We start from the raw sequence: 23,614 nt of genomic DNA on the forward strand, positions 1-23,614 counted from the left end.
TTAATTAGTAGTGGTTAATACTATTTTTGATTTATCGTGTTTAACAATAGCGAGTCTAAATTTTCTAAAAGCACTATAATCTTCTTTTGAAAACTGACCTTTATTTATAATAATTTTTCTTTTGAATACTAAATTTTTGTCATCTGTTTGTTTTATTGAATAGTGATATTCTCCAAACTTATTTTTTATTACTACATCGTCCTGTAATGCTTCTACTTTAACATTCTCTGGTAACGTAATTTGATATTGATCTTCGTCCACAAAACCTCTATCAATCTCAAAAGGCAATTTTCTGTTTTTATATCTTGGCGGTGCTGTTTTAAATTTATTAAAAAAGTTAGGTTGCATTAACCACCTATCTCCAGCTTTAGTTACATACTTGTCTACTTGTAGGTCTAAATCTTCTTTAAAAACAATATTATCTTTATCATTGTTAAAAAGCATATTATTTACTTGTAGGTTATTTATATCCGAAAAATTATCCTTGTAATATAGCTTGTTTTCTTTTTCTGTTTGGACTTCAATACGTCTGTATTTATCGTATTGCGTCCCTTTAGAAGTAATATTTAACTTGGCTTTAAACCCTCCTAAACTATCTAATATAATATTAGAGTTAATTACCTGACTGTTTTCATTTGTGCTGTATACTTTTGTATGGACTATTTCACCTCCAGATGGCGTAACAATTAAAACGTCTCTGTCATCTGTAAAGTTAGCATTGTAACCAAAAGGCGTGGACTGGCTAGTGCACTCTAAAGTGATATAACCATTGTTGTCGGGTATTGACAGTATTGCATGATTACCTTGTAAAGATGAAAACGATGCATCTATACTCCGCACATCTTGTCCTCCATAAACAATTGTATAAAAAGAGGTAACTCCAACCTCATCCAAAAGCGCTTTTGTGTAATTGGATAACCCTTTACAATCTCCATATCCTAATCTATCTACATCACTTGCAAGCATAGGCTTCCAACCTCCAATCCCGACTTGCACACTTATATAACGTGTTTTATTTTGCATAAACTGATATACAATCTTAGCCTTTTCTAAATCTGTTTTTGCATTTTGGGTAAGTGCTTTAATTTCTACCTTAACAATTTCTGGAAGTTCTTGAGTACCATCAATTAGCTTATCACTCATCCATTTACCAAAATCACTCCAACTATTATTATCCCCTTCAACACCTAGCATACTAAATTGTTTAAGCGCAAATTTAACGGAAGGTGCCACGCTATAAAACGACGGGCTATAAGCCTCTCTTTTTATCGCTGATAGATTATTGGCTTGATAATTATAGTCGGACATTTTTTCAATTTTAAACGCTTCTAAGTTGCTGGCTTTAAAATCTAAAGGTATGTCTGTTTGATTTTGTATTTTATACGATGCTTTTTCTACACTTAAGTAATAGTCATCAATAGGAAACCACTGAGGTATAAAAGCAGTATTAGAGGACACCACTTCTAAATTAAACACTACAGTGTATGGATAAGACACAGGTGTGTAGTCGATATAACGCGCTCTATTATCTGTAAAAATAGATACACCGTCAGCAACACTAACATCTATAAAATCTTTTTTCTTGAACTTTTTAATTTCTTTTCCAAAAGCATTAAAAATTACTGCCTCTAATGTTTTGATGGACTTTGACTGATCATAATACACGACCGCTCCAACGTGTCTTTGACCTCTTTCGTTTAAAACAGTAACAACGCGTTGCTCTGTAATAACTATTTTATCCCTTGCTTCAATACTGACATCTATTGTACTAGATCGTACTATAGCATTTGCGTTTGATTGTAAATCAGGATTTAAAACTATAGCTTGGTAACTATCTTGAGAATATACGTTGACTGAAAAGAAAAGCATACATAGTATACTTTTTAAGAATGTGTTTGTAGGCATTACATCTAATTAGCCAACAATATAGACATATTATGATAAAAACGAAAACTGTTCGGTACTAATTAAAATAAAAACAGTAATAAATATCCTACATTTTAATTTATTCAACAAAAACAGGAACTATACATGAAAAATCAGAAGATTACGCTTTATTTTTAGAGTCCATAATTATTGTCACTGGACCGTCATTTTTCAGCTCGACTTTCATGTCTGCACCAAATTGACCGGTTTGAACGGGCTTCCCTAAAACTAATCGTATTGATTTAACAAACGCCTCATACAATGGTATTGCCACATCAGGTCTTGCTGCTTTTATATAACTTGGCCTGTTACCTTTTTTTGTACTTGCGTGTAGTGTAAATTGACTAACAACAATAATATCACCTTTGGAGTCTATAAGCGATAAATTCATGACTTGATTATCATCATTAAAAATACGACAATTAGCAATTTTATTGACCAACAATTTAATGTCTTCTTCCGTATCCTCTGCAACAATACCAAGTAAAACCAGTAATCCATTATCAATATTAGCTACCTTTTTATCTTCAATGGTAACGCTAGCTTTACTAACACGCTGGATAACTGCTTTCATTTATTCTTTTTCCCAAATATCGGTTCTGTAATGTTCATCATCCCCTTCAATAAGTTGCACATAACTTTTGTATCGTGATGCTGCAATTTCATCTTTTTCTAATGCCTCTTTAACCGCACATTTAGGTTCTTCTATATGCAAACAGTTATTAAATTTACAGTCTTGTTTTAAAGCAAAAAATTCGGGATAATAATCTCCAATTTCTTCCTTTTCCATATCGACTATTCCAAACCCTTTTATACCGGGCGTGTCAATAATTCGTGCATCAAAACTTAAATCAAACATCTCTGCAAATGTTGTGGTGTGTTGACCTTGCATATGTTGTGATGATATTGCTTTTGTTTTTAGATCCAAAGTAGGCTCTATTGCATTAACTAATGTAGATTTTCCAACACCAGAATGTCCTGTAAACATACTAACCTTGCCCTCCATTAGCGCCTTAACTTGGTCTAGATTTTTTCCGGTCTTCGCCGAAATACCAATACACTCATAACCAATATGTCTGTATACATGAGCTAGGTATCTAACCTCATCCAAAGTATCTTGATCATAAGTATCAATTTTATTAAATAACAAAACTGCTTTTATATCATAAGCTTCGGCAGTAACTAAAAAGCGATCAATAAAACTTGTAAATGTTGGTGGATTGTCTATCGTGACCAATAAAAAGACTAAATCAATATTTGAAGCAATTATATGCGTTTGCTTAGACAGGTTTACAGACTTACGCACAATATAGTTTTGTCTATCGTGAATTTTGTCAATAACCCCTGTTTCTTTATCTGATTTTGTATCCAATTCAAAGTCTACAAAATCTCCAACCGCAATTGGATTTGTACTTTTAATACCTTTAAGTCTAAACTTACCTTTTATTCTGCACTCGTAAGTTTGACCTAATTCGGTCTTTACTGTGTACCAGCTTCCTGTAGATTTATATACGCGTCCTGTCATTATTACAAATATGAAAATTATTATGGTCTCAACCAACAAAAATCAGTATCAAATGGTATCCTTGGTCTGTTTATTTTTTTTATTAACTTCGTGTCTTAATCTAAACACATATTATGAAAAAAAACTATTTATTTATCGCTTTAGCCATAGTAGGCTTTATTTCTTTCTCTTTTATTACTAAATCTGACAATAGAGCTCAGGTAGAGTATAAAGTTGTAACTGTTGTAGAATCTATAGTACCTAATGGCTTAGGTCGTTCTAGAATGATATCTGCAAATGAGACTAAAGATTACAAAGAATATACAACTGTGCGCTCTGACGATAAAGATTCTGATGAAAAAAACAAATCTAAAAGAAGTGAAATCAGAGTTAAAAATTATGACGAAACTAAGCTATTAAACTTTTATAATTTAGGTGGAATTAGATTTCAAAATATAGCTGCTAACGATGCTGTTATGACTTCAAAAGTTAACGACATGGTTGCCCAAGGATGGGAATTAGCCTTTATTAATACTGGTGTTGAAAGTGAAGGAGGAAAAGGTGATGGTAAAGGTATTTTTATTACAAGATATACGTTTAAACGAACACTTTAAAACACAAAAAAGCCTCTTAAATTTAAGAGGCTTTTTTTTTATATTCAAAACTAAAATTATCCTTTTATAATTTTTTCTTGATGATTAATAGACTCTTGATGAATAGCCTTAAACATTTTTAAGATAAACTCTTCACTTAGACCTTTAGACTCACCTTCTAAAACCATTTTTCCTAAAATCTCGTTCCAACGTTTGCTTTGTAAAACTGCAACGTTTTTCTGTTTTTTAAGACCTCCTATTCCATCAGCAATTTTCATACGCTTACCTAAAGCTTCGATAATCTGATTATCCACAACATCAATTTGCGCTCTTAGGTTAGTTAATTCCTGATTGTATTCTGCTTCTGGATCAGATTCTTTTCTAATCTTTAAATCTACCATCATTTGAATTAAAGATGCAGGTGTTACTTGCTGTGCCGCATCACTCCATGCATTATCAGGATCTGTATGTGTTTCAATCATTAAACCATCAAAATTTAAATCTAATGCAGTTTGAGAAACATCAAAAACCATATCACGTTTTCCAGTAATATGCGATGGATCGTTTATTAATGGTAAATCTGGAAATCTGTTTTGAAACTCAATAGCAATTTGCCATTCTGGAATGTTTCTATACTTCGTTTTTTCGTAAGTAGAAAACCCTCTATGGATTGCTCCTAAGTTTTTAATACCCGCAGTATATAATCTTTCAATACCACCTAACCATAAGGCTAAATCTGGATTTACTGGATTTTTAACTAATACAATTTTATCTGTTCCTGCCAATGCATCTGCTAATTCTTGCATGATAAATGGACTAACTGTAGATCGTGCTCCAATCCAAAGTAAGTCAACATCATTTTCTATAGCTAATTTTACGTGTGCCGCATTAGCAACTTCTGTACAGGTTTTCATACCTGTTTCTTCTTTTACTTTTTTAAGCCAATTTAAACCTAAAGCACCAACACCTTCAAACATTCCTGGTCTAGTACGTGGTTTCCATATACCTGCTCTAAAATAGCTAACGTCAGTATCTTTTAGCTCGTGCGCTATTTTTAATACTTGCTCTTCTGTCTCTGCACTACATGGTCCAGCGATTACTAATGGATGATCTAACTTCATGTCATCCAACCAGTTTCTCATTTCTTTTTTGTTTTCCATAATCTTCTTATCTAATCCTATAAAATTTTATAGAATGTTACTATTTATTGTATTCCGTTTAATATTTGTTTGATGTAATTGGTGTCTTTCATTTCGTTAAAAACACCTTCAAAATCATCGTTTTCTATAAGGTTTTTAAACTGTGTTAAATTAGCGATGTAATCCTCTAATGTTTCGACTACATTAGTTTTATTCTGTTTAAAAATTGGTGTCCACATGGCAGGACTACTTTTTGCTAATCTTACTGTGCTTTCAAATCCCGAACCCGCCATATCAAAAATATCACGCTCGTTTTTTTCTTTTTCAATGACCGTTTTCCCTAACATAAATGCACTAATATGTGATAAATGCGACACATAAGCAATATGTTTATCATGAGATTCTGGATTCATATAACGCATACGCATTCCTATTTCTGTAAACAAACCAACTGCTTTTTCTTGTAGCTTGAAGGCTGTTTTTTCTACTTCACAAATAATATTTGTCTTTTGATTAAACAAATCTCTGATTGCTGCTTTTGGTCCTGAAAACTCAGTCCCTGCAATAGGATGCATTGCTAAAAAATTGCGTCGTCTTGGATGGTTCGCTACCACTTTGCAGATATCAGACTTAGTCGAACCAACATCAGCAACTAACGTAAAATCTGATATTTTATCAAGCACATCGGGCAAAACACTAACAGAAGCATCCACAGGAATAGCTAATACTACTAAATCTGCCTTATCTAAATCTTCAAAAGTGGCTTTATGATCAATAACACCAAGCTCTAAAGCTTGATTTATGTGGTCTTCGGATTTATCAATACCATAAACTGTAACTTCAGGACGTTTATTTTTTATGTCCAAAGCCAAGCTACCGCCAATTAATCCAACACCAATTATGTATATATTTTGTATCATACTCTTGCTATTGCTTCTTCTATTTGTTCTACTGTTGCACATAACGAAAATCTTACATACCCTTCGCCTTGTGTTCCAAAAACCGTCCCTGGTGTTATAAATAGGCTTTTATCGTGCAACAAAGTATCTATAAATGTTTCTGATTTGTAACCTTCTGGTGCTTTTGCCCAAACAAATAAACCTGAAGCTTCTTTATCATAGGTACAGTTTAATTTATCTGCTAACTGCCAAACTAATTCACGACGTGTTGTGTATACCGTATTTAAACTATCAAACCACTCTCGCGGACTATTTAATGCAGCTATTGCTCCTTTTTGAATCCCGTAAAACATACCAGAATCCATATTACTTTTTACTTTTAAAATTGCGTTTATATGTTCTGGACTTCCTAAAACCATTCCAATTCTCCAACCAGCCATATTAAAAGTTTTACTTAGAGAATTTAGCTCCAAACAAACATCCTTTGCACCTTCAACATTTAAAATACTTAATGGATTATTATTTAAAATAAAACTATAAGGATTATCATTTACTAGTAAAATATCATGCTTTTTAGCAAAATCGACTAACTTTTTCAAATCCGTTTTAGACGCTTTAGCACCTGTTGGCATATGCGGATAACTGGTCCACATAATCTTAACGTTACTTAAATCTAAGGTTTCAATCTCCTCTAAATTAGGCAACCAATTATTGCTTTGATCTAAATTATAAGTGATAGGATTAGCTTGCACTAATTTAGTCACAGCTGCATACGTTGGATATCCTGGATTAGGAATTAATACGCTATCACCTTCATTTAGAAAAGCCATAGATATATGCATAATTCCCTCTTTGCTTCCCATTAATGGTAACACTTCTGCATCTGGATTAATTGATACGTTATAATGTGCTTTATAAAAATCCGCAATAGCTTGCCTAAACTCTGGTAAGCCTTGATAACTTTGATACTTATGTGCATTAGCATCTAACAAACCTGCTGTTAACGCTGTAACAACTTGTTTTGATGGTTGTAAATCTGGGCTTCCAATTCCTAAATTAATGATAGGTTTTCCTGCTGCTTTTAAAGCATTGACCTCCTTTAATTTTTTAGAAAAGTAGTATTCCTCTACACTATGTAATCTATTAGCTACTTTCATTATATTTTAGCATTTTTATATTGACCAATAACCTTAAAATGTGTGGCCATAATATCCATTATAGATTTGGCTTTTTTAAAATCTTGATAATCCTGAAATGTAACATCTACAAAAAAGGCATATTTCCAAGGAGTTTCAATTATTGGTAAAGACTGTATTTTTGTTAAGTTTAATTTGCAATCACTCATAACATTCAAAATGGTTGCTAAACTTCCTCTTTTATGATCTAATTCAAATTTGATAGATGCTTTATTTATTTCCGCTTCAGCGATTTCAGAATTATCCTGTTTTACAATTACAAAACGGGTTTCGTTATGTTTTATAGTCTGGATACTTGTTGCTAAAATATCTAACCCAAATATTTCTGCAGCTAAAGTACTAGCAATAGCTCCTGTGTTTTTTAATTGTTTTTTATGGATACGCTCAGCAACCTCAGCAGTATCCTTATCTTCTATAAGTTTAATATGAGGATATTGTTTAAAAAAGGCTTTACATTGTAACAACGCCATAGGATGAGAATACACTTCTGTAATGTCCTCTATCTTTTGATTGGGAAGCGCCATTAAATTATGCTGAATATCCAAATAATACTCGCCAACAATGTGCAAATTATTAGTATCTATTAATGCGTAATTAGGAATAATAGAACCTGCAATTGAATTCTCAATAGCCATTATAGCTGCATCCGTCTCCTTTTTAAGAACACTATCTACCGTTTGATCAAAAGACATAAATGGCGCTATATTAACAGGAGTCTTAAAGTAATTTTGAGACACAATGTGATGAAACGATCCTTTTATACCTTGTATGGCTACTGATTTTATCAAATTATTATTTATTTACTGATTTACCTCATTCTTTTTTTACACAATCATGACCTATAAAAACAAAAAAAGTCTCGATATATATCGAGACTTTTTAAAAAATATATGTTGTAAAATTACATATACAGTGTCTCGTTCCTTTTGTTAAAAAAGAAATAATACCAGCTGAAATATGTAGTGTTTATTGTGCTCATGTTTGTAATAATACTGCTAAAGTAAATAATAAAATGATATAACAAAACACTAAGCATCTATTTTTGTGCTTTTTAGTAAAGATTTAAAGATTTATTAATAATGTGTGGTTTAAATTACAGAATGTCTATTTTTGAGTAAACATTACAAGTATGTCTATTAAAGTTGAAAACATCACTAAAGTTTACGGCTCACAGAAAGCTTTAAATAATATTTCTTTTGAAATCGATCGTCCCGAAATTGTTGGTTTTTTAGGGCCTAATGGTGCCGGAAAGTCTACAATGATGAAGATTTTAACCACATATATTAGTCCTACCGAAGGTGAAGCGGCTGTTAATGGCCACGATATTTTAACAGACACCAAAAACGTACAGAAAAGTGTAGGCTATTTACCTGAGCATAATCCTTTGTATTTAGAACAATATGTAAGAGAGTACCTAAGCTTTAATGCCAGCGTCTATAATGTTGACAAAACACGTATTGAAGAGGTTATTAAATTAACAGGATTAACACCAGAAGCACATAAAACTATTGGACAACTAAGTAAAGGATACAGACAACGTGTTGGCCTAGCAAATGCTTTACTGCACAATCCAGAGGTTTTAATTTTAGACGAACCCACAACCGGCTTGGATCCAAATCAATTAATTGATATCAGAAACCTAATTAAAAATTTAGGAAAAGACAAAACTGTATTTTTATCAACACATATTATGCAAGAAGTAGAAGCTATGTGTGATCGTGTGATTATTATTAATAAAGGAGAAATTGTTGCCAATAAAAAACTAAAAGACTTACGCGATGGACAAGCACAAATTGTGGTTGTCGAGTTTGACTACAGAGTAGAAGATGCTTTTTTACTTAGATTACCAAATGCTAAAAAGGTGAAAAATACACATGATTTTATTTACGAAATCACTTTTGAAACCTCTGAAGATATGCGCAGTAACGTGTTTGATTTTGCACATGATAACGAACTTAAGATTCTTCAGCTTAATCAGAAAAACGCGAGTTTAGAAACTTTATTTCAAGAGCTAACTAGTTAAGTTACTCAAAAATTACTCGTCCATCAAATAGTTCTGATTTTGTAACTGTTGATGGCGTATTTACAGCTATAACATCTCCTGTACTAACCAAATTAGCTAATAAGCTAACCTGAGGATTAACTATAATATCATTACTACCTCTGTGGTAGATGGTGACATTTTGTGCTATTAAATTACGACCTTCAAAACGACCATCACCAGACGCGTGATTTATATTTAAATTTTCAGTCGTTCCAGAAATGATATTTGTAGTTACATTATTAATTACCACTGATAAATTAGTACAAGTAACTTCTAAATTAAAATTACCCACATTATAGTATTCTCCATTATAATCTTCTGACAACAACCTTAATTCAGGGAAGTTTAACACACCAATACTATTAACATCAAAAGCACTGCTATTTCTTATTTCAATTAGATTTGGTGTAGTAACATAAACTTTAGTAACACCGTAATCTCTTGTCAAATTACATCCGTTGTTATCTTTTAAAATTAATTGTCCATTCTCAACATAAACTTGTGTGTCATTCAGCAAGTTTTCGCCTGTTTCTAAAACCACCTTTTGAGTTAATCCTTGTTCAACAAACAACTCTACATTTTGGTAAACTAATATTTTAGTAAACAAATTAACTTCAATGTCCTGCTGAATGATATCTCCTGCACTTTGAAAACAATCTGGAGCATTTTCCGAATTGCACCCTAACAGAAAAACTGTAGTTAAAATAAGTAATATTTTTTTCATATTATTTCCGCGTAAGCGGTATGTTTTAAATTTTAAAAAGTTTCCGCGTCAAGCGCGAAATAACAAATTACAGACGTATTCCAATTCCAAATTCGACTGCCTCTGCTTTTGCACCATGTGACTTTAAGGTTAATGCACCGTACATTTTATTTCCAAAATAACGTTTTAAACCTATTCTATTATAAACACGTCCTTCAAAATCAAAAGGATAATACACATAGTAACCTAACTGGGTTATTAATGATGTTTTACTAATAAACAATTCGTGTCCTACAAATACTCCAACACGTTTATAATCCTCATCTCCTGACACATTATCTTCCGGAAAAGCAACAGATTTATATCTAATATGTGTTTTCAAAAAATTAGAGAAAAATACATCTGTACCTGCTTGAATCGCACTTTTATGATTTAAACGTTTATCCGCATAAGCAGACACTACGTAAAATGCATACTGACCAGTATTAATAATATCACTCTCGTTAACTCCTGTTCTTAAAGCAAAGTTATACTTTACTTTCTCAGTAAATGCTTCGTCTACATGCTCGATAAATTCCGTGGTGTTTTCTGAATCAAAAATATAATTTACTCCTAAATTAAAAGCGATACTATTTATAGAACTGTTAGGTGCCTTTACGTTAGCATTGGAATAGTGTATTAAAGTCAAACCCGTTTGCAACCCAAAACCTTTAAATAGGTTTTCCTTTTTATAATTAAGCATTAAATAAGTACTACTTAATATGGCTGTACCAAAAGCGTTGTTACGGTAATTATCTACTTTGTCATATGGATTAGTATTATATGCTAAACCCTGACCAATCCTAAACATTAAGTTACGATTGAAAAAGTAAAAATTATAGTGCGCATAAACACCAAAATTATTTCCTAAAGTTTCGTTTTTTAAATCTTGATAAATAACTGAAGCCCCATAATCTGGGTAGTTAAATCTGCTTTCCCAAGCTTTTTTACCAAATGTTTTTTGATTATAACTTAAAATAAATCCTGTAGGATGCCCTTTTATTAAATGTGAAATATCACTATTATGCTCCGCTATGTTTCCATAAAAAAGGTTAAGATCTAATGTAAACGGATTTTTTTCTTCTTGAGCCAAAGCAAACACTCCAAAAATCAAGAGTAAACAACTAAAATAATACTTCATTTAAATACTGAAAGTTAGGGCACAAAAGTAACTAATTTAAATAAAGTGTAGCGTAGTTATTACAGAATTACTATTCGAATAAACTTGAAGACAAGTAACGATCGCCACGGTCACAAATAATAGCAACAACAACACCTTCATCTAAGGTTTCAATTATTTTTAAAGCAGTCGCTACAGAGCCACCACTACTCATCCCTGCAAGAATACCTTCTTCCTTTGCTAAACGTCGTGTCATAGCAATAGCTTCGTCCTGACTAACTTCTACTATTTGATCAACTTTAGAGGCATCAAAAATACTTGGCACGTAATCTGGAGACCATTTTCTTATTCCTGGTATCCTAGAACCATCCATTGGTTGTGCACCAATAATCTGGATATTACTGTTTTTTTCTTTTAGATATGTAGAGTTACCCATTATGGTTCCTGTGGTTCCCATTGCTGAGACAAAATGAGTTATTGTCCCGTTGGTATCTCTCCAAATTTCAGGCCCTGTGGTTTTATAATGTGCTTTCCAATTGTCATTATTTTCAAATTGATTTAATAATAAATACCCTTTTTGGTCTCTCATATTAAAAGCAACATCTCTAGCACCTTCTATTCCCTTTTCTGCACTTGTCAATACTACCTCTGCACCATAAGCACGCATTGTTTTAACACGTTCTATTGTTGCATTTTCTGGCATTACCAAAGAGATATTAATCCCAAATAAACTTGCAACATAAGCTAGTGCAATACCTGTATTACCACTTGTAGCCTCTACGATATGCCCCCCTTTTTTTATGTCACCTCGTTTTACAGCTTCGGCAATCATATTATAAGCAGGTCTGTCTTTTACACTTCCGCCAGGATTATTACCTTCTAGTTTTAGAAATAATTTGACGTTAGGCTTAGAAACTAAATTTGTAGACTCTACTAACGGTGTATTTCCTATTTGCTTTAAAACACTCATAACTTATCTATTAGTTATTTTTATATCTGACTTGTAAGTAACCAATGCATTCTCCGGTATAGACTTTGTAATCCAAACATTGGCACCAATTACACACCCTTTTCCAATAACAACATCACCACCTAATATGGTTGCATTAGCATAAATAGTTACGTTATCATGTATTGTTGGATGTCGTTTTGTATTTTTCAATGCTTTTTCTACAGTTATACCACCTAAAGTTACCCCTTGGTAAATAATGACATTATTATGTATAATAGCAGTTTCACCAATTACAACTCCCGTTGCATGATCTATAAAAAATGAGGCTCCAATAGTTGCTCCCGGATGAATATCTGTACCTGTTATACCATGTGCATATTCCGAAATCATTCTTGGTAAAATAGGGATTTCTAATAGCCATAATATATGACTTATACGATACATGGCAATAGCATAAAATCCCGGATACGCTAAGTACACTTCTTTTACACTTTTTGCTGCAGGATCACTATTATAAGCTGCTTCTGCATCTAATTGCAATTTAGATTTTAAAGTTTTTATATCCGTTTTAAACTGCCCCCATTTTGTATTACAAACACCGCAATCTAGTGCTTTTGACACATAAAAAAAGTCTGCCTTTAAATCTTCTAAAAGCTGTTCTTGTTTATCTGAAACTTCTAAAGCACAATAAAACAATTCTTTTGCTAAATCTTCTACCTTTTCTTTAAACCTAAATGGAATTTGCAATTCTTTTTGCATACTATATTATTTAATACTTTTAGCTACTACTCTATATTAATAATGGGCACTGGCTAAAAGTATTAATAACGTCATGTTTATCAAACTATAGCTTTTACCACTGCTTTTGGAGATTCCTTACGTGTTCCATCAAACCCATCTACACCACTTACCGTTGTATATTTTAAAACAAATTTCTTGCCAGGATTTAATATTTTATAAGCCGATTGACACATTAATGTTGCTTCATGAAAACCACATAAAATCAACTTTAATTTACCTTCGTAGGTATTAACATCTCCTATAGCAAATATACCATCTATATTAGTTTGGTAATCAACCGTGTTTACTTTTATCGCATTTTTTTCGATTTCTAGCCCCCAATTACCAATTGGCCCTAATTTTGGCGATAGCCCAAAAAGCGGAATAAAATAATCAGTATCCAAAGTGGTTAACTCTCCATCTTTTGAAACGGTAATACCCGTAATATGATCATCTCCATGCAATGCGGTAACTTCAGCCGGCGTGATTAAATTTATTTTATTTAACAATTTTAATTCCTGAACTTTTTCAACAGAATCTAATGCCCCTCTAAACTCATTTCGTCTATGTACTAAAGTAACACTTGACGCGACGTCTGCTAAAAATATAGCCCAATCCAAAGCAGAATCTCCACCACCAGCAATAATTACTTTTTTATCTCTATACAGTTCTGGGTCTTTAATAAAATAATTAACCCCTTTATCCTCGTACTGCTCTATATTTTCTAATTTAGGTTTTCTTGGTTCAAAACTACCTAAACCACCAGCGATAGCTACAATTGGAGCATGATGTTGTGTGCCCTTATTTGTAGTAACAATAAAACTACCATCCTCTTGTTTATCTATTGTTTCTGCACGTTCTCCTAAAGTAAACCCTGGCTCAAACTGCTTACCTTGCTCCAATAGATTACCCGTTAAATCTCCTGCCAAAATCTCTGGAAAACCAGGGATATCATAAATTGGTTTTTTAGGATATAACTCAGAACATTGTCCTCCAGGTTGTGGTAATGCATCAATTAAATGGCACTTTAATTTTAACAATCCCGCTTCAAAAACGGTAAATAAACCTGTTGGTCCAGCTCCTATTATTAATATATCTGTTTTAATCATACTATTTTATTTTTTCTACTAAGCCTTTAGTAAATTCATTTAATGTTTCGACTTTTTGTTCAAAATCTCCTTTTATAGTTTTTCTATATTCGTTTAGATTTTTTACTAAATCATCAATATTTTCTGGTATCACGTCTTCAAAAAACTGACGTAATCGCTTTGCTGTGGTTGGCGACTTCCCGTTGGTAGAGATAGCAACCTTTACGTTACCTTTAGTCACAATACCACCCATATAAAAATCACAATATGGCGGATTATCAGCCACGTTAACTAACTTACTTTGTGCACGACAAGCATTATAAACCTGAACATTAACCTCGGGTAAATCTGTAGTTGCAACAACCATATGTTTACCTTCTAAATAAGAATCGTTATACGTATCAATTATCCTTGTAACATTTCCTGTGTCGGCTATTTTTATAGTGCCTTCTCTAAAAATGGGAGACACCATAGTAACATTAGCATCTGGACTTGACTTTAACAAAAACGTTAGTTTTTCTTCAGCAACAAAACCGCCTCCAATAATCAAAACTTCTAAGTTTTTAACTTTTAAAAATACTGGATATAGATTATTTCTTTCCATAATTATTATGCGATTGCACGTTGCTTGATTCGACTAGCTTGATTTGCTTTTTCGTACATCGTATCTAAATTAACACGTTGATTAACCACCTCTCCAATAATTATAATTGCTGGTGACGACAATTGCTTTTCTGCAACAATAGCTTCAATAGTACTGATCTTACCAATCCCTACTTTTTCATCCTCTCGGGTGCCATTCTGAACAACCGCAATTGCTGTATCTGCCTTACCTTCCGAAGTAAAAATGGAAACAATTTCTGACAGCTTCCCCATGCCCATTAATACAACCACGGTTGCTGTAGATTGTGCTGCTAATGCAATATCTGACGAAATTTCGTGAGATTTTGTCGTCCCTGTAATTACCCAAAAACTTTCTGAAGCATTTCGCTTTGTAAGCGGAATACCTTGATAAGCTGGCACTGCAGAAGACGAAGAAATACCAGGAACCACTGCTACTTCAATTGCATATTCCTTAGCATATTCCAACTCCTCTGCACCACGACCAAAAATAAATGGATCTCCACCTTTTAATCTAACCACATGATTACCTCTTAAAGCGCGCACCACAATTAATTCGTTAATTTGATTTTGCTGGTAAGCATAACACCCTTTACGTTTACCCACAAAAATAAGTTCTGCCTTTTTTGAAGCATACTCCAATAGTGCTTTATTAACCAAAGCATCATACATTATAACATCGGCAGACTGTATAGCCTTTATTGCTTTTAATGTAATTAATTCTGGATCTCCTGGCCCTGCGCCAACAACTGTTAATCTTGGATTTATCATGAGTACGTGATTTTAATATTATTAAACGGTTGCGATTGCTTGTTCTCTAAATGTTCTTACTTTCTCCAAAAACTGCGTTGCATTTTGGATATATCGAGAAGCAAACGCTTCCGTTGGAGGAAACACTTTTATTTGGTAGATTAAGTCTGAAAAAGAAACTCCTAAGTCTATTTTATTTGAGGCCACAAACAACTCGTCAAACTGACTTACAATACCAGCTTGTGTATTTGTTTTTATGTTTTCAGAAATTAATATCGCTTTCGCGGAATTAACCATAGATCGGTACGCTTCGTAGATAGCACCCGAGTAAACTTTGTCATTAAAGGATTGTTGCGCTTCTGCAATTTTTTCATCACTTTCAAGAAATAATGTTGCAATTAAATCAATAACAACACCTGCACACTCTCCCACACCAATAGCTTTAACATAAGCTTCTTCGGTTCCCCAATCAATAAAATCTTCTTGTGTTAGGTTGTCAACATCAGATAAATCTGTAAGTAATTGATAAAAATACTTTTCGCCTTGTTGTTTATAATATTCAGAAAACACAAGCCCGTTAGCATTAGCTTCAAAATCGTTTAAAATACGACGCAGCGCTTCTGGACCTCTTCTACTTGGGACTTTTACAACCTTATCTGCAAAATAAGCATTACCATCTCCAAGATTTGCACCACCTAAAAGCACTTGTAATGCAGGAGCAACCAGCTTATCTTTTGTACGAATGGACATCCCTTGAAAACCAATATTTGCCATATTGTGTTGTCCACAAGCATTCATACACCCACTAATTTTAATCACTAAATCTTGATTAGATAAGTATTGAGGATATTCTGCTTTTATAACACGTTCCAATTCTTCCGCTATTCCCGTACTACTAGCAATACCTAAATTACAAGTATCAGTACCAGGACAAGCTGTAATATCTACAGCTTTATTATAACCGGCTTCCGTAAACCCTAATTTTTTTAATTCAGTATAAAAAAATGGGAGCAACTCTGCTTTCACAAACGGAATTAAGATGTTTTGTCTTAATGATAAACGGATTTCTCCAGCAGCATACTGCTCCACCAAATCTGCTAATAATCTTGCTTTATCTGTGTAAAAATCGCCTAATAATACTTTAATACCAATAGCAAAATAACCGTTTTGCTTTTGTGGGATTACATTAGTCGCTTGCCATAAATTATAAGTTTCTGTATCCTCAATAGTTATAACCGGAGCTTTGACTGAGACCGGTATTGAAGCTGAATAATTAGCTTCATCAATAGTAACCGTCTTAAATTCTATTGCATTTTGTTCTTCTTCAACTAAAATTTTAAACGCTTCTAAACCAATATCTTTTATTAAGAATTTTAATCTTGCTTTCGCACGACTTTTACGTTCGCCATAACGATCAAAAACTCTTAAAACACCTTCCATTAATGGAATGATTTTGTCTGAAGCTAAAAAGGTATAAAACAAATCTGCGTGTCTTGGTTGCGATCCTAAACCACCACCAAGCATTACTTTAAATCCTTTAACACCGTTTTCAATCTTAGCAATAAATCCTAAATCGTGCATGTATGATAAACCAGTATCTTCATCTGTACCAGAAAAAGACACTTTAAACTTACGTCCCATTTCTTGACAGATTGGGTTTCGTAAAAAGAATTTAAAAACAGCATCCGCATATGGAGACACATCAAAAGGCTCGTTACGATCTATCCCTGCAGTTTCACTAGCTGTTACATTTCTTACCGCATTACCACAAGCTTCCCTTAGTGTGACATTATCACGCTCTAATTCTGCCCAAAGTTCTGGCGTACGTTGTAAATCTACATAGTGGATTTGGATGTCTTGACGTGTAGTAATGTGCAACCTACTTCTAGAATACTCATCAGACACCTCGGCAATACGACGCAATTGGTTACTTAACACTTTCCCGTAAGGTAGTTTTATTCTAATCATTTGTACGCCTTCCTGACGCTGACCGTAAACCCCACGTGCTAAACGTAAACTTCTAAATTTTTCTTCATCAATTTTCCCGTTATTAAACAGCTCAATCTTATTGGCTAATTCAACAATATCCTTTTGTACTAAAGGGTTTTCAATTTCTGTTCTAAAACTTTGCATTATCTTATATATTATTCCTATAGACTTTGTAGGGTAATTAAAATTGATTTATAAAATTATTTTATTTATAGTTATTTAACTACTGTAAATGGATGCCACACTCTCTATTTTGCAAAGCCTTTATAGGATCAAAATAGTCACTGTTTTTTGGCAAATTATTCTTGATAAGGTAATTGTCCAAATCAGCATCAGTACACCAATAAAAAGGACTAATTTTTAAAATCCCATCTTTACTGTAACTTAAAATATCTTTTTTGCTTCTTAATTCTGTTTGTCTCACTCTAATATTAGTAAACCACAAATCAGGATTAGTTTCTTTTAAAGCTCTTCTAAATGGTTCCAATTTAACTAATTCAGAAAACGCCTCGTGGTTATCATCCTCAACACTCGGCACACCAATTGTAGCATCTATTTCCGCTTTACTTTTAACAGATTGATACTTTTTTATATTCAACTGGTAGGTTTTAATAAGATCTTCCGCATGAGCATAAGTACTTGGTTGATTATATAACGTATCACACCAAATTACTTTTATATCCTTATCGTGCTTAGACATTTTACTTAAGAGAATAGCAGAATAGACACCAAAACTTGTAGTCACAATTCTATTATCTGACAACCCCAAAGCCCATTCAATAATTTGATCTGGTGTTTGATGTCTTAATTCTTTATTTATTTTATTTATATCCAATTCTATCATTAAATTCCAACATTTTACTATTACCCTATAGATTTAATAGGGTAATGATGCAAACCTATAAATTTATATGTTATAAATCAAGAATAATAGTTAAAAAAACAGGGATTATTATTGAGAATCTGCTAATTAGATAAATCCGCTAATGTCGTATTTCTAAAAATCTCTAATGTACTATCACGTACTTTAAGCATAATTTTATTGACTGCACAAATATCCTCATCTGGACAATCTTGACATTTTTCGTAAAAGTTTAAACTTACGCAAGGCACCATGGCTATTGGACCTTCCAAGACTCTCATAACTTCCGTCATAGGAATATCTTTTGGGTTTTTCAATAAATAATAACCACCACCTTTGCCTTTTTTAGAACCTAAAAAACCACTTTTACGAAGCGATAATAAAATCGTTTCTAAAAATTTTAAAGAAATATTTTCGCTTTCAGATATTGTAGCAATTCTAACAGGCACATGTGTATCCTGTCTTGCTAGAAAAGTAAGCGCCTTAATTCCGTATTTTGTTTTTTTAGAAAGCATGATACAAAAGTAAGCGTTTTTTATTATTAAAAAACAGCTTCTGCGATTGCTTTTATATTATCACTTTTTCCCATCGAATAGTAATGTAGCATCGGTAATCCCGCTTTTTTAAGCTCTAAAGATTGCTGTATACACCACTCAATACCAACCTGCCTAACCTCAACATTTGTTTTACATTTAATAATACTTTTAATTAACGCTTCTGGTAAATCCACATGAAAACGATGCGGAATAACATTTAACTGTTTTAAAGTAGATATTGGTTTTAATCCCGGGATAATCGGGACCGTAATCCCCTCACTCCTACATTTATCTACAAACTGAAAGTACTTTTCGTTATCAAAAAACATTTGTGTGACCACATATTCAGCGCCATTTTTAATCTTCTTTTTCAAAAAATGAATATCACTATCCAAACTCGGTGCCTCCATATGTTTTTCTGGATACGCACCAACTCCAACGCAAAAATCTGTGGCACTACAATTAAGTAATTGATCATCTAAATAATTAGCCTTATTAAGCGCTGCTATTTGTTTTACCAAATCACTAGCATAGGCATGGCCCTCTTTTTCTGGCGTAAAATAGGTTTCGGTTTTAACCGCATCACCACGTAACGCCATAACATTGTCAATATTTAAAAAATCCAAATCAATCAAAAAATTCTCAGTATCCTCTTTAGTAAAACCACCACATAAAATATGCGGGATAGCATCCACATTATATTTATTCTGGATAGCAGCACAAATACCAACCGTGCCCGGACGCTTTTTAACCACCTGTTTTTTAAGCAAACCATCACCCAAATCCTTATAAACATATTCCTCACGATGATACGTCACATCAATAAAAGGCGGATTAAAGGCCATTAATGGATCAATATTATCAAAAATCTTCTGTATGTGTTGCCCTTTTAAAGGTGGTAAAATCTCGAAAGAAAATTGCGTTTTCCCTTCACCTCTACTTATATGTTCTGTTACTTTCATTTTGTGCCTAAAATTATTTCAGTACTATTTTTTTTGGCGTTACCGCAAGGGTCGCGCTTTCACTACTCGCTCTCTGCGAGGAGCTCAGACAAACCGTTCAATCACTAACGCACTAATCCGCTAAATTTGGGTTTAGCCATTTGGTTGCTTCTGCTTTACTAATGCCTCTGCGTTTTGCATAATCATTTAATTGATCTTCTTTTATTTTTCCTAAGCCAAAATATTTAGCCTCTGGATTTCCAAAATAGTAACCACTTACACTAGCTGCAGGCCACATGGCTAGACTCTCTGTTAATTGCACACCAATATTTTCTTCAACCTCTAACAGCTTCCAAATGGTTTGCTTTTCTAGATGATCTGGACAAGCAGGATAACCAGGTGCTGGTCTAATCCCCTTATAATTTTCTTTAATCAAGTCTTGATTAGTAAGACTTTCGTCTTGTGCATACCCCCAATGGTTGGTTCTAACTTCTTTATGCAAATATTCGGCGAAAGCCTCCGCTAATCGATCAGCTAATGCTTTTATCATAATCGAATTATAGTCATCGTTATCATCCTCAAACTCCTTAGCTAATGCTGCAGTTCCAAATCCAGTAGACACACAAAAAGCGCCCATATAATCTTGGATTCCGGTGTCTTTTGGTGCAATAAAATCTGCTAATGCATGATTAGGCACACCGTCTCTTTTCTTTAATTGTTGACGTAAGGTTAGGAAGATTAGTTGGTCCTCCAGATTATGAGATACTGAAACAAGTTCAGTATGACGTCCTTTAAGAGTAACCTCAATATCATCATCATTTATGGTATTAGCAGGAAATAGTCCAAAAATAGCTTTAGCTTTTAATAACTTTTGATCAAAAATTTTCTGTAATAATTCTTGAGCATCAGCAAACAAATCCGTTGCTTGTTCTCCAACAATAGTATCCGTTAAAATATCAGGATACTTACCATGTAAATCCCAACTTCTAAAAAACGGAGACCAATCTATAAACGACTTTAATTTAGTAATATCAAAATCTTCAATGATCTGGATGCCCAATTGCTTAGGTTTTACAATAGTGGTCGTATTCCAATCGATTGGAAACTTTCTTTTCCTTGCGTCTTCAATAGTTATATAGTCCTTTTGTTTTGTTCTATTTAAAAACTGTTCTCTAAACTTATCATACTCCGTTCTAATCTGTTCTTTATAAACAACATTGTTTTTGTTTAACAGCTCGCCAACCACAGTTACTGCTCTAGATGCATCATTAATATGCACAACGGTATCTTTATAATGTGGTGCAATCTTAACAGAAGTATGCGCTTTGGACGTTGTTGCACCTCCAATAATTAACGGAATATCTAAATTATTTTTCTCCATTTCTTTAGAGATATAAACCATCTCATCCAACGATGGTGTTATTAATCCACTTAAACCAATAATATCCACTTGCTCTCTAATAGCAGTTTCTATTATTTTTTCTGGCGGAACCATAACGCCAAGATCCACAATCTCATAATTGTTACAACCCAAAACAACACTCACTATATTTTTTCCAATATCGTGCACATCTCCTTTTACCGTTGCCATTAAAATTTTACCAGCAAACTCCTGTTTTCCGTCTTTTTCTGCTTCTATAAAAGGTTGCAAATAAGCAACTGCTTTTTTCATTACTCTAGCCGATTTTACAACTTGTGGTAAAAACATTTTTCCGCTACCAAACAAATCTCCAACAACACTCATTCCAATCATTAAATTACCTTCAATAACTTCAATTGGTCTTTTAGCAATTAGCCTTGCTTCCTCAACATCTTCAATAATAAAGGCATCAATCCCTTTAACTAACGCATGTGTAATTCGTTTTTGAAGTGGTTCGCTTCTCCATTCCTGAACAGCCACATCGGCTGCTTTATAATTATCTTTAACCGTTTCTGCATAATCCAATAAGCGCTCTGTAGCATCGTCACGTCTATCAAACAAAACATCTTCCACACACTGTAACAAGGCTTTATCAATTTCGTCATAAATTTCAAGCATCGTTGGATTTACAATTCCCATATTCATCCCATTTTTAATGGCGTGATATAAAAATGAAGAATGCATGGCTTCGCGCACCGTATTGTTTCCTCTAAAAGAAAACGACACATTACTAACACCTCCAGACACATTAGCATAAGGTAAATTTTCTCGAATCCATTTTGTGGCATTAAAAAAATCTAATGCATTTTTTCTATGTTCTTCCATTCCTGTTGCTACAGGAAAAATATTAGGATCAAAAATAATGTCCTGCGGAGGAAACCCCACGGTATTGACTAAAACGTCATAAGACCGTTTACAAATTTCAATTCTACGCTCATAAGTATCTGCCTGACCATCTTCGTCAAAAGCCATAACAATTACAGCTGCTCCATAACGTTTAACTAATTTAGCCTGATGTATAAAATTAGCTTCACCTTCTTTTAAACTTATAGAATTAACAACTGATTTACCTTGGACCACCTTTAAGCCAGCTTCAATAATTTCCCATTTAGAGCTATCAATCATTATAGGGATTCTGGAAATATCAGGTTCTGAAGCAATCAGGTTTAAAAAGGTGGTCATGGCATAAACCCCATCCAACATCCCTTCGTCCATGTTGACATCTAAAATTTGCGCGCCACCATCTACTTGGTCTCTTGCAACCTCTAAAGCTTCGTTATATTTTTCTTCTTTAATTAATCTTAAAAACTTACGAGACCCTGTAACATTAGTACGTTCTCCTACGTTTATAAAATTACTTTCCGGCGTTACAATTAAGGGTTCTAACCCAGAAAGTGTTAAATATTTATTGGTGCTTTTTTTCATGTTTAGTTTCCGCGAAAGCGATAATTTACAGGTGTGTTTAAACTATTTTATCAGAAGTAAAAATGTCAACTTAATTATATTAAACAGCAACATCTGTTTGCCTTGGTTTATAGTTTTTAGCAACCTCAGCAATGGCGTTAATATGTTCTGGATTTGTACCACAGCAACCGCCAATAATATTAATTAGACCGTCTTTTAAGTATGCTTCAATTAAAGCCTGCATCTGTTTGGGTGTTTGATCATACTCGCCAAAAGCATTGGGTAATCCTGCATTTGGATGTGCCGATGTATAAAACTCGGTTTGATTAGACAACCGCTTTAAATAAGGTTGCAACTGCTCTGCTCCAAGTGCGCAATTAAAACCAACACTTAACAACGGAATATGAGATACTGAAGCCAAAAAAGCTTCTACTGTTTGTCCTGATAATGTGCGCCCCGAAGCATCTGTTATAGTACCAGACACCATAATTGGAATATCTATATTACGATCTTCCTTGACTTCTTCAATAGCAAATAATGCCGCTTTAGCATTTAGCGTATCAAAAATAGTTTCGACTAAAAGCAAATCTACACCGCCATCAATTAAAGCTTCTACTTGTTGTTTGTAAGCCACCCGTAATTGATCAAAAGTTACCGCACGATATTCTGGTCTATTAACATCAGGGCTTAAACTTGCTGTACGATTTGTTGGACCAATACTACCTGCAACAAAACGTGGTTTATCTGGGTTTTTATTAGTGAACTCCGTTGCGACATATTTAGCAATTACAGCAGACTCATAATTAAGTTCATAGACTAAATTTTCCATATCATAATCCGCCATAGCTATTGTTGTACCAGAAAACGTATTGGTTTCTACTATATCTGCTCCCGCTTCAAAATACTTACGGTGTATGTCTGCGATAGCATTAGGTTGTGTTAATGACAGTAAATCATTATTTCCTTTTAAGGAAGACGGATAATTCTTAAAACGTTCTCCTCTAAAATCTTCTTCAGAAAAATTATAACGTTGTAACATAGTTCCCATCGCGCCATCTAAGACTAAAATTCGTTTCTGTATTTCTTTATAAATATCTGCCATAACCTA

Annotated in this window: 22 protein-coding genes; 2 read left to right on the forward strand and 20 right to left on the reverse strand. The window is 33.5% G+C overall.

Annotated elements, in window-relative coordinates; translation table 11 throughout:
• The 3 genes from CXF54_RS14245 to rsgA all read right to left on the reverse strand — a co-directional run bounded on the left by CXF54_RS14245 (window position 1) and on the right by rsgA (window position 3,451).
• Window positions 1–1,869: a DUF3857 domain-containing protein gene (locus tag CXF54_RS14245; protein ID WP_101204217.1), complete on the reverse strand. Its 1,869-nt coding sequence runs from the start codon at window positions 1,867–1,869 to the stop codon at window positions 1–3.
• Between the two features lie 178 nt (window positions 1,870–2,047).
• Entirely contained in the window at window positions 2,048–2,500 is a 453-nt protein-coding gene (gene dtd / locus CXF54_RS14250) for a D-aminoacyl-tRNA deacylase (RefSeq protein WP_101204022.1), read from the reverse strand.
• Entirely contained in the window at window positions 2,501–3,451 is a 951-nt protein-coding gene (rsgA, locus tag CXF54_RS14255) for a ribosome small subunit-dependent GTPase A (protein WP_090837805.1), read from the reverse strand.
• Between the two features lie 113 nt (window positions 3,452–3,564).
• On the opposite strand from rsgA, the gene CXF54_RS14260 reads away from it, so the two are divergent.
• Window positions 3,565–4,044: a hypothetical protein gene (locus CXF54_RS14260; RefSeq protein ID WP_101204023.1), complete on the forward strand. Its 480-nt coding sequence runs from the start codon at window positions 3,565–3,567 to the stop codon at window positions 4,042–4,044.
• A 56-nt stretch (window positions 4,045–4,100) separates the two neighbouring features.
• Here CXF54_RS14260 and CXF54_RS14265 read toward each other — a convergent pair whose 3' ends face one another.
• From CXF54_RS14265 to CXF54_RS14280, 4 genes are read right to left on the reverse strand one after another with little or no spacing between them, the layout of a single operon-like run.
• Complete coding sequence (locus CXF54_RS14265) at window positions 4,101–5,183, reverse strand: bifunctional 3-deoxy-7-phosphoheptulonate synthase/chorismate mutase type II (protein WP_090837809.1); 1,083 nt, start codon at window positions 5,181–5,183, stop codon at window positions 4,101–4,103.
• Between the two features lie 44 nt (window positions 5,184–5,227).
• On the reverse strand, window positions 5,228–6,082 hold the full coding sequence (locus CXF54_RS14270; RefSeq protein WP_198551080.1) for a prephenate dehydrogenase: 855 nt from the start codon (window positions 6,080–6,082) through the stop codon (window positions 5,228–5,230).
• Complete coding sequence (locus CXF54_RS14275) at window positions 6,079–7,221, reverse strand: pyridoxal phosphate-dependent aminotransferase (protein WP_101204024.1); 1,143 nt, start codon at window positions 7,219–7,221, stop codon at window positions 6,079–6,081. Before CXF54_RS14275 ends, CXF54_RS14270 begins: the two co-directional genes overlap by 4 nt.
• Window positions 7,218–8,045, reverse strand: coding sequence for a prephenate dehydratase (locus CXF54_RS14280; protein WP_101204025.1), 828 nt, complete (start codon window positions 8,043–8,045; stop codon window positions 7,218–7,220). The genes CXF54_RS14275 and CXF54_RS14280 overlap by 4 nt, the downstream gene beginning before the upstream one ends.
• Before the next feature lie 341 nt (window positions 8,046–8,386).
• Here CXF54_RS14280 and gldA point away from each other — a divergent pair, with 341 nt between their 5' ends.
• Window positions 8,387–9,280 (forward strand): gliding motility-associated ABC transporter ATP-binding subunit GldA, encoded by an 894-nt coding sequence (gene gldA / locus CXF54_RS14285; RefSeq protein WP_090837814.1) that lies wholly within the window; start codon window positions 8,387–8,389, stop codon window positions 9,278–9,280.
• A gap of 1 nt (window position 9,281) precedes the next feature.
• Here gldA and CXF54_RS14290 read toward each other — a convergent pair whose 3' ends face one another.
• The 13 genes from CXF54_RS14290 to CXF54_RS14350 all read right to left on the reverse strand — a co-directional run bounded on the left by CXF54_RS14290 (window position 9,282) and on the right by CXF54_RS14350 (window position 23,608).
• A complete protein-coding gene (locus tag CXF54_RS14290) occupies window positions 9,282–10,025 on the reverse strand; it encodes a head GIN domain-containing protein (RefSeq protein WP_101204026.1) in 744 nt (247 codons plus the stop codon).
• Window positions 10,026–10,092: 67 nt separating this feature from the next.
• Window positions 10,093–11,184, reverse strand: coding sequence for an acyloxyacyl hydrolase (locus tag CXF54_RS14295; RefSeq protein WP_101204027.1), 1,092 nt, complete (start codon window positions 11,182–11,184; stop codon window positions 10,093–10,095).
• Between the two features lie 70 nt (window positions 11,185–11,254).
• Window positions 11,255–12,133 carry a cysteine synthase CysM gene (gene cysM / locus CXF54_RS14300; RefSeq protein WP_101204028.1) on the reverse strand — a complete coding sequence of 293 codons (879 nt, stop codon included), beginning with the start codon at window positions 12,131–12,133 and terminating at the stop codon, window positions 11,255–11,257.
• A gap of 3 nt (window positions 12,134–12,136) precedes the next feature.
• Window positions 12,137–12,874, reverse strand: coding sequence for a serine O-acetyltransferase EpsC (epsC, locus tag CXF54_RS14305; RefSeq protein ID WP_101204029.1), 738 nt, complete (start codon window positions 12,872–12,874; stop codon window positions 12,137–12,139).
• An 80-nt stretch (window positions 12,875–12,954) separates the two neighbouring features.
• Window positions 12,955–14,004: an NAD(P)/FAD-dependent oxidoreductase gene (locus CXF54_RS14310; protein ID WP_101204030.1), complete on the reverse strand. Its 1,050-nt coding sequence runs from the start codon at window positions 14,002–14,004 to the stop codon at window positions 12,955–12,957.
• A 1-nt stretch (window position 14,005) separates the two neighbouring features.
• Window positions 14,006–14,587, reverse strand: coding sequence for a bifunctional precorrin-2 dehydrogenase/sirohydrochlorin ferrochelatase (locus CXF54_RS14315; RefSeq protein WP_101204031.1), 582 nt, complete (start codon window positions 14,585–14,587; stop codon window positions 14,006–14,008).
• A 5-nt stretch (window positions 14,588–14,592) separates the two neighbouring features.
• Window positions 14,593–15,375, reverse strand: coding sequence for a uroporphyrinogen-III C-methyltransferase (cobA, locus tag CXF54_RS14320; protein WP_101204032.1), 783 nt, complete (start codon window positions 15,373–15,375; stop codon window positions 14,593–14,595).
• Window positions 15,376–15,396: 21 nt separating this feature from the next.
• Complete coding sequence (locus CXF54_RS14325) at window positions 15,397–17,487, reverse strand: HEPN domain-containing protein (protein ID WP_101204033.1); 2,091 nt, start codon at window positions 17,485–17,487, stop codon at window positions 15,397–15,399.
• A gap of 79 nt (window positions 17,488–17,566) precedes the next feature.
• Window positions 17,567–18,187, reverse strand: coding sequence for a phosphoadenosine phosphosulfate reductase family protein (locus CXF54_RS14330; protein ID WP_090837829.1), 621 nt, complete (start codon window positions 18,185–18,187; stop codon window positions 17,567–17,569).
• Window positions 18,188–18,309: 122 nt separating this feature from the next.
• Window positions 18,310–18,720, reverse strand: a complete 411-nt coding sequence (locus CXF54_RS14335; RefSeq protein WP_090837831.1) for an RrF2 family transcriptional regulator — start codon at window positions 18,718–18,720, stop codon at window positions 18,310–18,312.
• A gap of 26 nt (window positions 18,721–18,746) precedes the next feature.
• Window positions 18,747–19,703, reverse strand: a complete 957-nt coding sequence (gene metF / locus CXF54_RS14340; RefSeq protein ID WP_090837832.1) for a methylenetetrahydrofolate reductase [NAD(P)H] — start codon at window positions 19,701–19,703, stop codon at window positions 18,747–18,749.
• A gap of 112 nt (window positions 19,704–19,815) precedes the next feature.
• Entirely contained in the window at window positions 19,816–22,527 is a 2,712-nt protein-coding gene (gene metH / locus CXF54_RS14345; protein WP_101204034.1) for a methionine synthase, read from the reverse strand.
• Window positions 22,528–22,606: 79 nt separating this feature from the next.
• Window positions 22,607–23,608 carry a homocysteine S-methyltransferase family protein gene (locus CXF54_RS14350; protein WP_101204035.1) on the reverse strand — a complete coding sequence of 334 codons (1,002 nt, stop codon included), beginning with the start codon at window positions 23,606–23,608 and terminating at the stop codon, window positions 22,607–22,609.
• Window positions 23,609–23,614 lie beyond the last annotated feature (6 nt).

The organism is Olleya sp. 1-3 (assembly GCF_002836085.1).
In the GTDB taxonomy this organism is placed as follows: Bacteria; Bacteroidota; Bacteroidia; order Flavobacteriales; family Flavobacteriaceae; genus Olleya; species Olleya namhaensis.

What these genes read in the sequence shown, in the direction of transcription:
- rsgA (WP_090837805.1), bottom strand. Translation starts at nt 3,451, where the DNA reads ATGACAGGACGCGTATATAAATCTACAGGAAGCTGGTACACAGTAAAG.
- CXF54_RS14335 (WP_090837831.1), bottom strand. Translation starts at nt 18,720, where the DNA reads ATGCTTTCTAAAAAAACAAAATACGGAATTAAGGCGCTTACTTTTCTA.
- CXF54_RS14260 (WP_101204023.1), top strand. Translation starts at nt 3,565, where the DNA reads ATGAAAAAAAACTATTTATTTATCGCTTTAGCCATAGTAGGCTTTATT.
- gldA (WP_090837814.1), top strand. Translation starts at nt 8,387, where the DNA reads ATGTCTATTAAAGTTGAAAACATCACTAAAGTTTACGGCTCACAGAAA.
- CXF54_RS14310 (WP_101204030.1), bottom strand. Translation starts at nt 14,004, where the DNA reads ATGATTAAAACAGATATATTAATAATAGGAGCTGGACCAACAGGTTTA.
- CXF54_RS14330 (WP_090837829.1), bottom strand. Translation starts at nt 18,187, where the DNA reads ATGATAGAATTGGATATAAATAAAATAAATAAAGAATTAAGACATCAA.
- metF (WP_090837832.1), bottom strand. Translation starts at nt 19,703, where the DNA reads ATGAAAGTAACAGAACATATAAGTAGAGGTGAAGGGAAAACGCAATTT.
- CXF54_RS14295 (WP_101204027.1), bottom strand. Translation starts at nt 11,184, where the DNA reads ATGAAGTATTATTTTAGTTGTTTACTCTTGATTTTTGGAGTGTTTGCT.
- CXF54_RS14290 (WP_101204026.1), bottom strand. Translation starts at nt 10,025, where the DNA reads ATGAAAAAAATATTACTTATTTTAACTACAGTTTTTCTGTTAGGGTGC.
- CXF54_RS14315 (WP_101204031.1), bottom strand. Translation starts at nt 14,587, where the DNA reads ATGGAAAGAAATAATCTATATCCAGTATTTTTAAAAGTTAAAAACTTA.
- CXF54_RS14245 (WP_101204217.1), bottom strand. Translation starts at nt 1,869, where the DNA reads ATGCTTTTCTTTTCAGTCAACGTATATTCTCAAGATAGTTACCAAGCT.
- CXF54_RS14270 (WP_198551080.1), bottom strand. Translation starts at nt 6,082, where the DNA reads ATGATACAAAATATATACATAATTGGTGTTGGATTAATTGGCGGTAGC.
- CXF54_RS14325 (WP_101204033.1), bottom strand. Translation starts at nt 17,487, where the DNA reads ATGCAAAGTTTTAGAACAGAAATTGAAAACCCTTTAGTACAAAAGGAT.
- cobA (WP_101204032.1), bottom strand. Translation starts at nt 15,375, where the DNA reads ATGATAAATCCAAGATTAACAGTTGTTGGCGCAGGGCCAGGAGATCCA.
- CXF54_RS14350 (WP_101204035.1), bottom strand. Translation starts at nt 23,608, where the DNA reads ATGGCAGATATTTATAAAGAAATACAGAAACGAATTTTAGTCTTAGAT.
- CXF54_RS14265 (WP_090837809.1), bottom strand. Translation starts at nt 5,183, where the DNA reads ATGGAAAACAAAAAAGAAATGAGAAACTGGTTGGATGACATGAAGTTA.
- dtd (WP_101204022.1), bottom strand. Translation starts at nt 2,500, where the DNA reads ATGAAAGCAGTTATCCAGCGTGTTAGTAAAGCTAGCGTTACCATTGAA.
- epsC (WP_101204029.1), bottom strand. Translation starts at nt 12,874, where the DNA reads ATGCAAAAAGAATTGCAAATTCCATTTAGGTTTAAAGAAAAGGTAGAA.
- metH (WP_101204034.1), bottom strand. Translation starts at nt 22,527, where the DNA reads ATGAAAAAAAGCACCAATAAATATTTAACACTTTCTGGGTTAGAACCC.
- cysM (WP_101204028.1), bottom strand. Translation starts at nt 12,133, where the DNA reads ATGAGTGTTTTAAAGCAAATAGGAAATACACCGTTAGTAGAGTCTACA.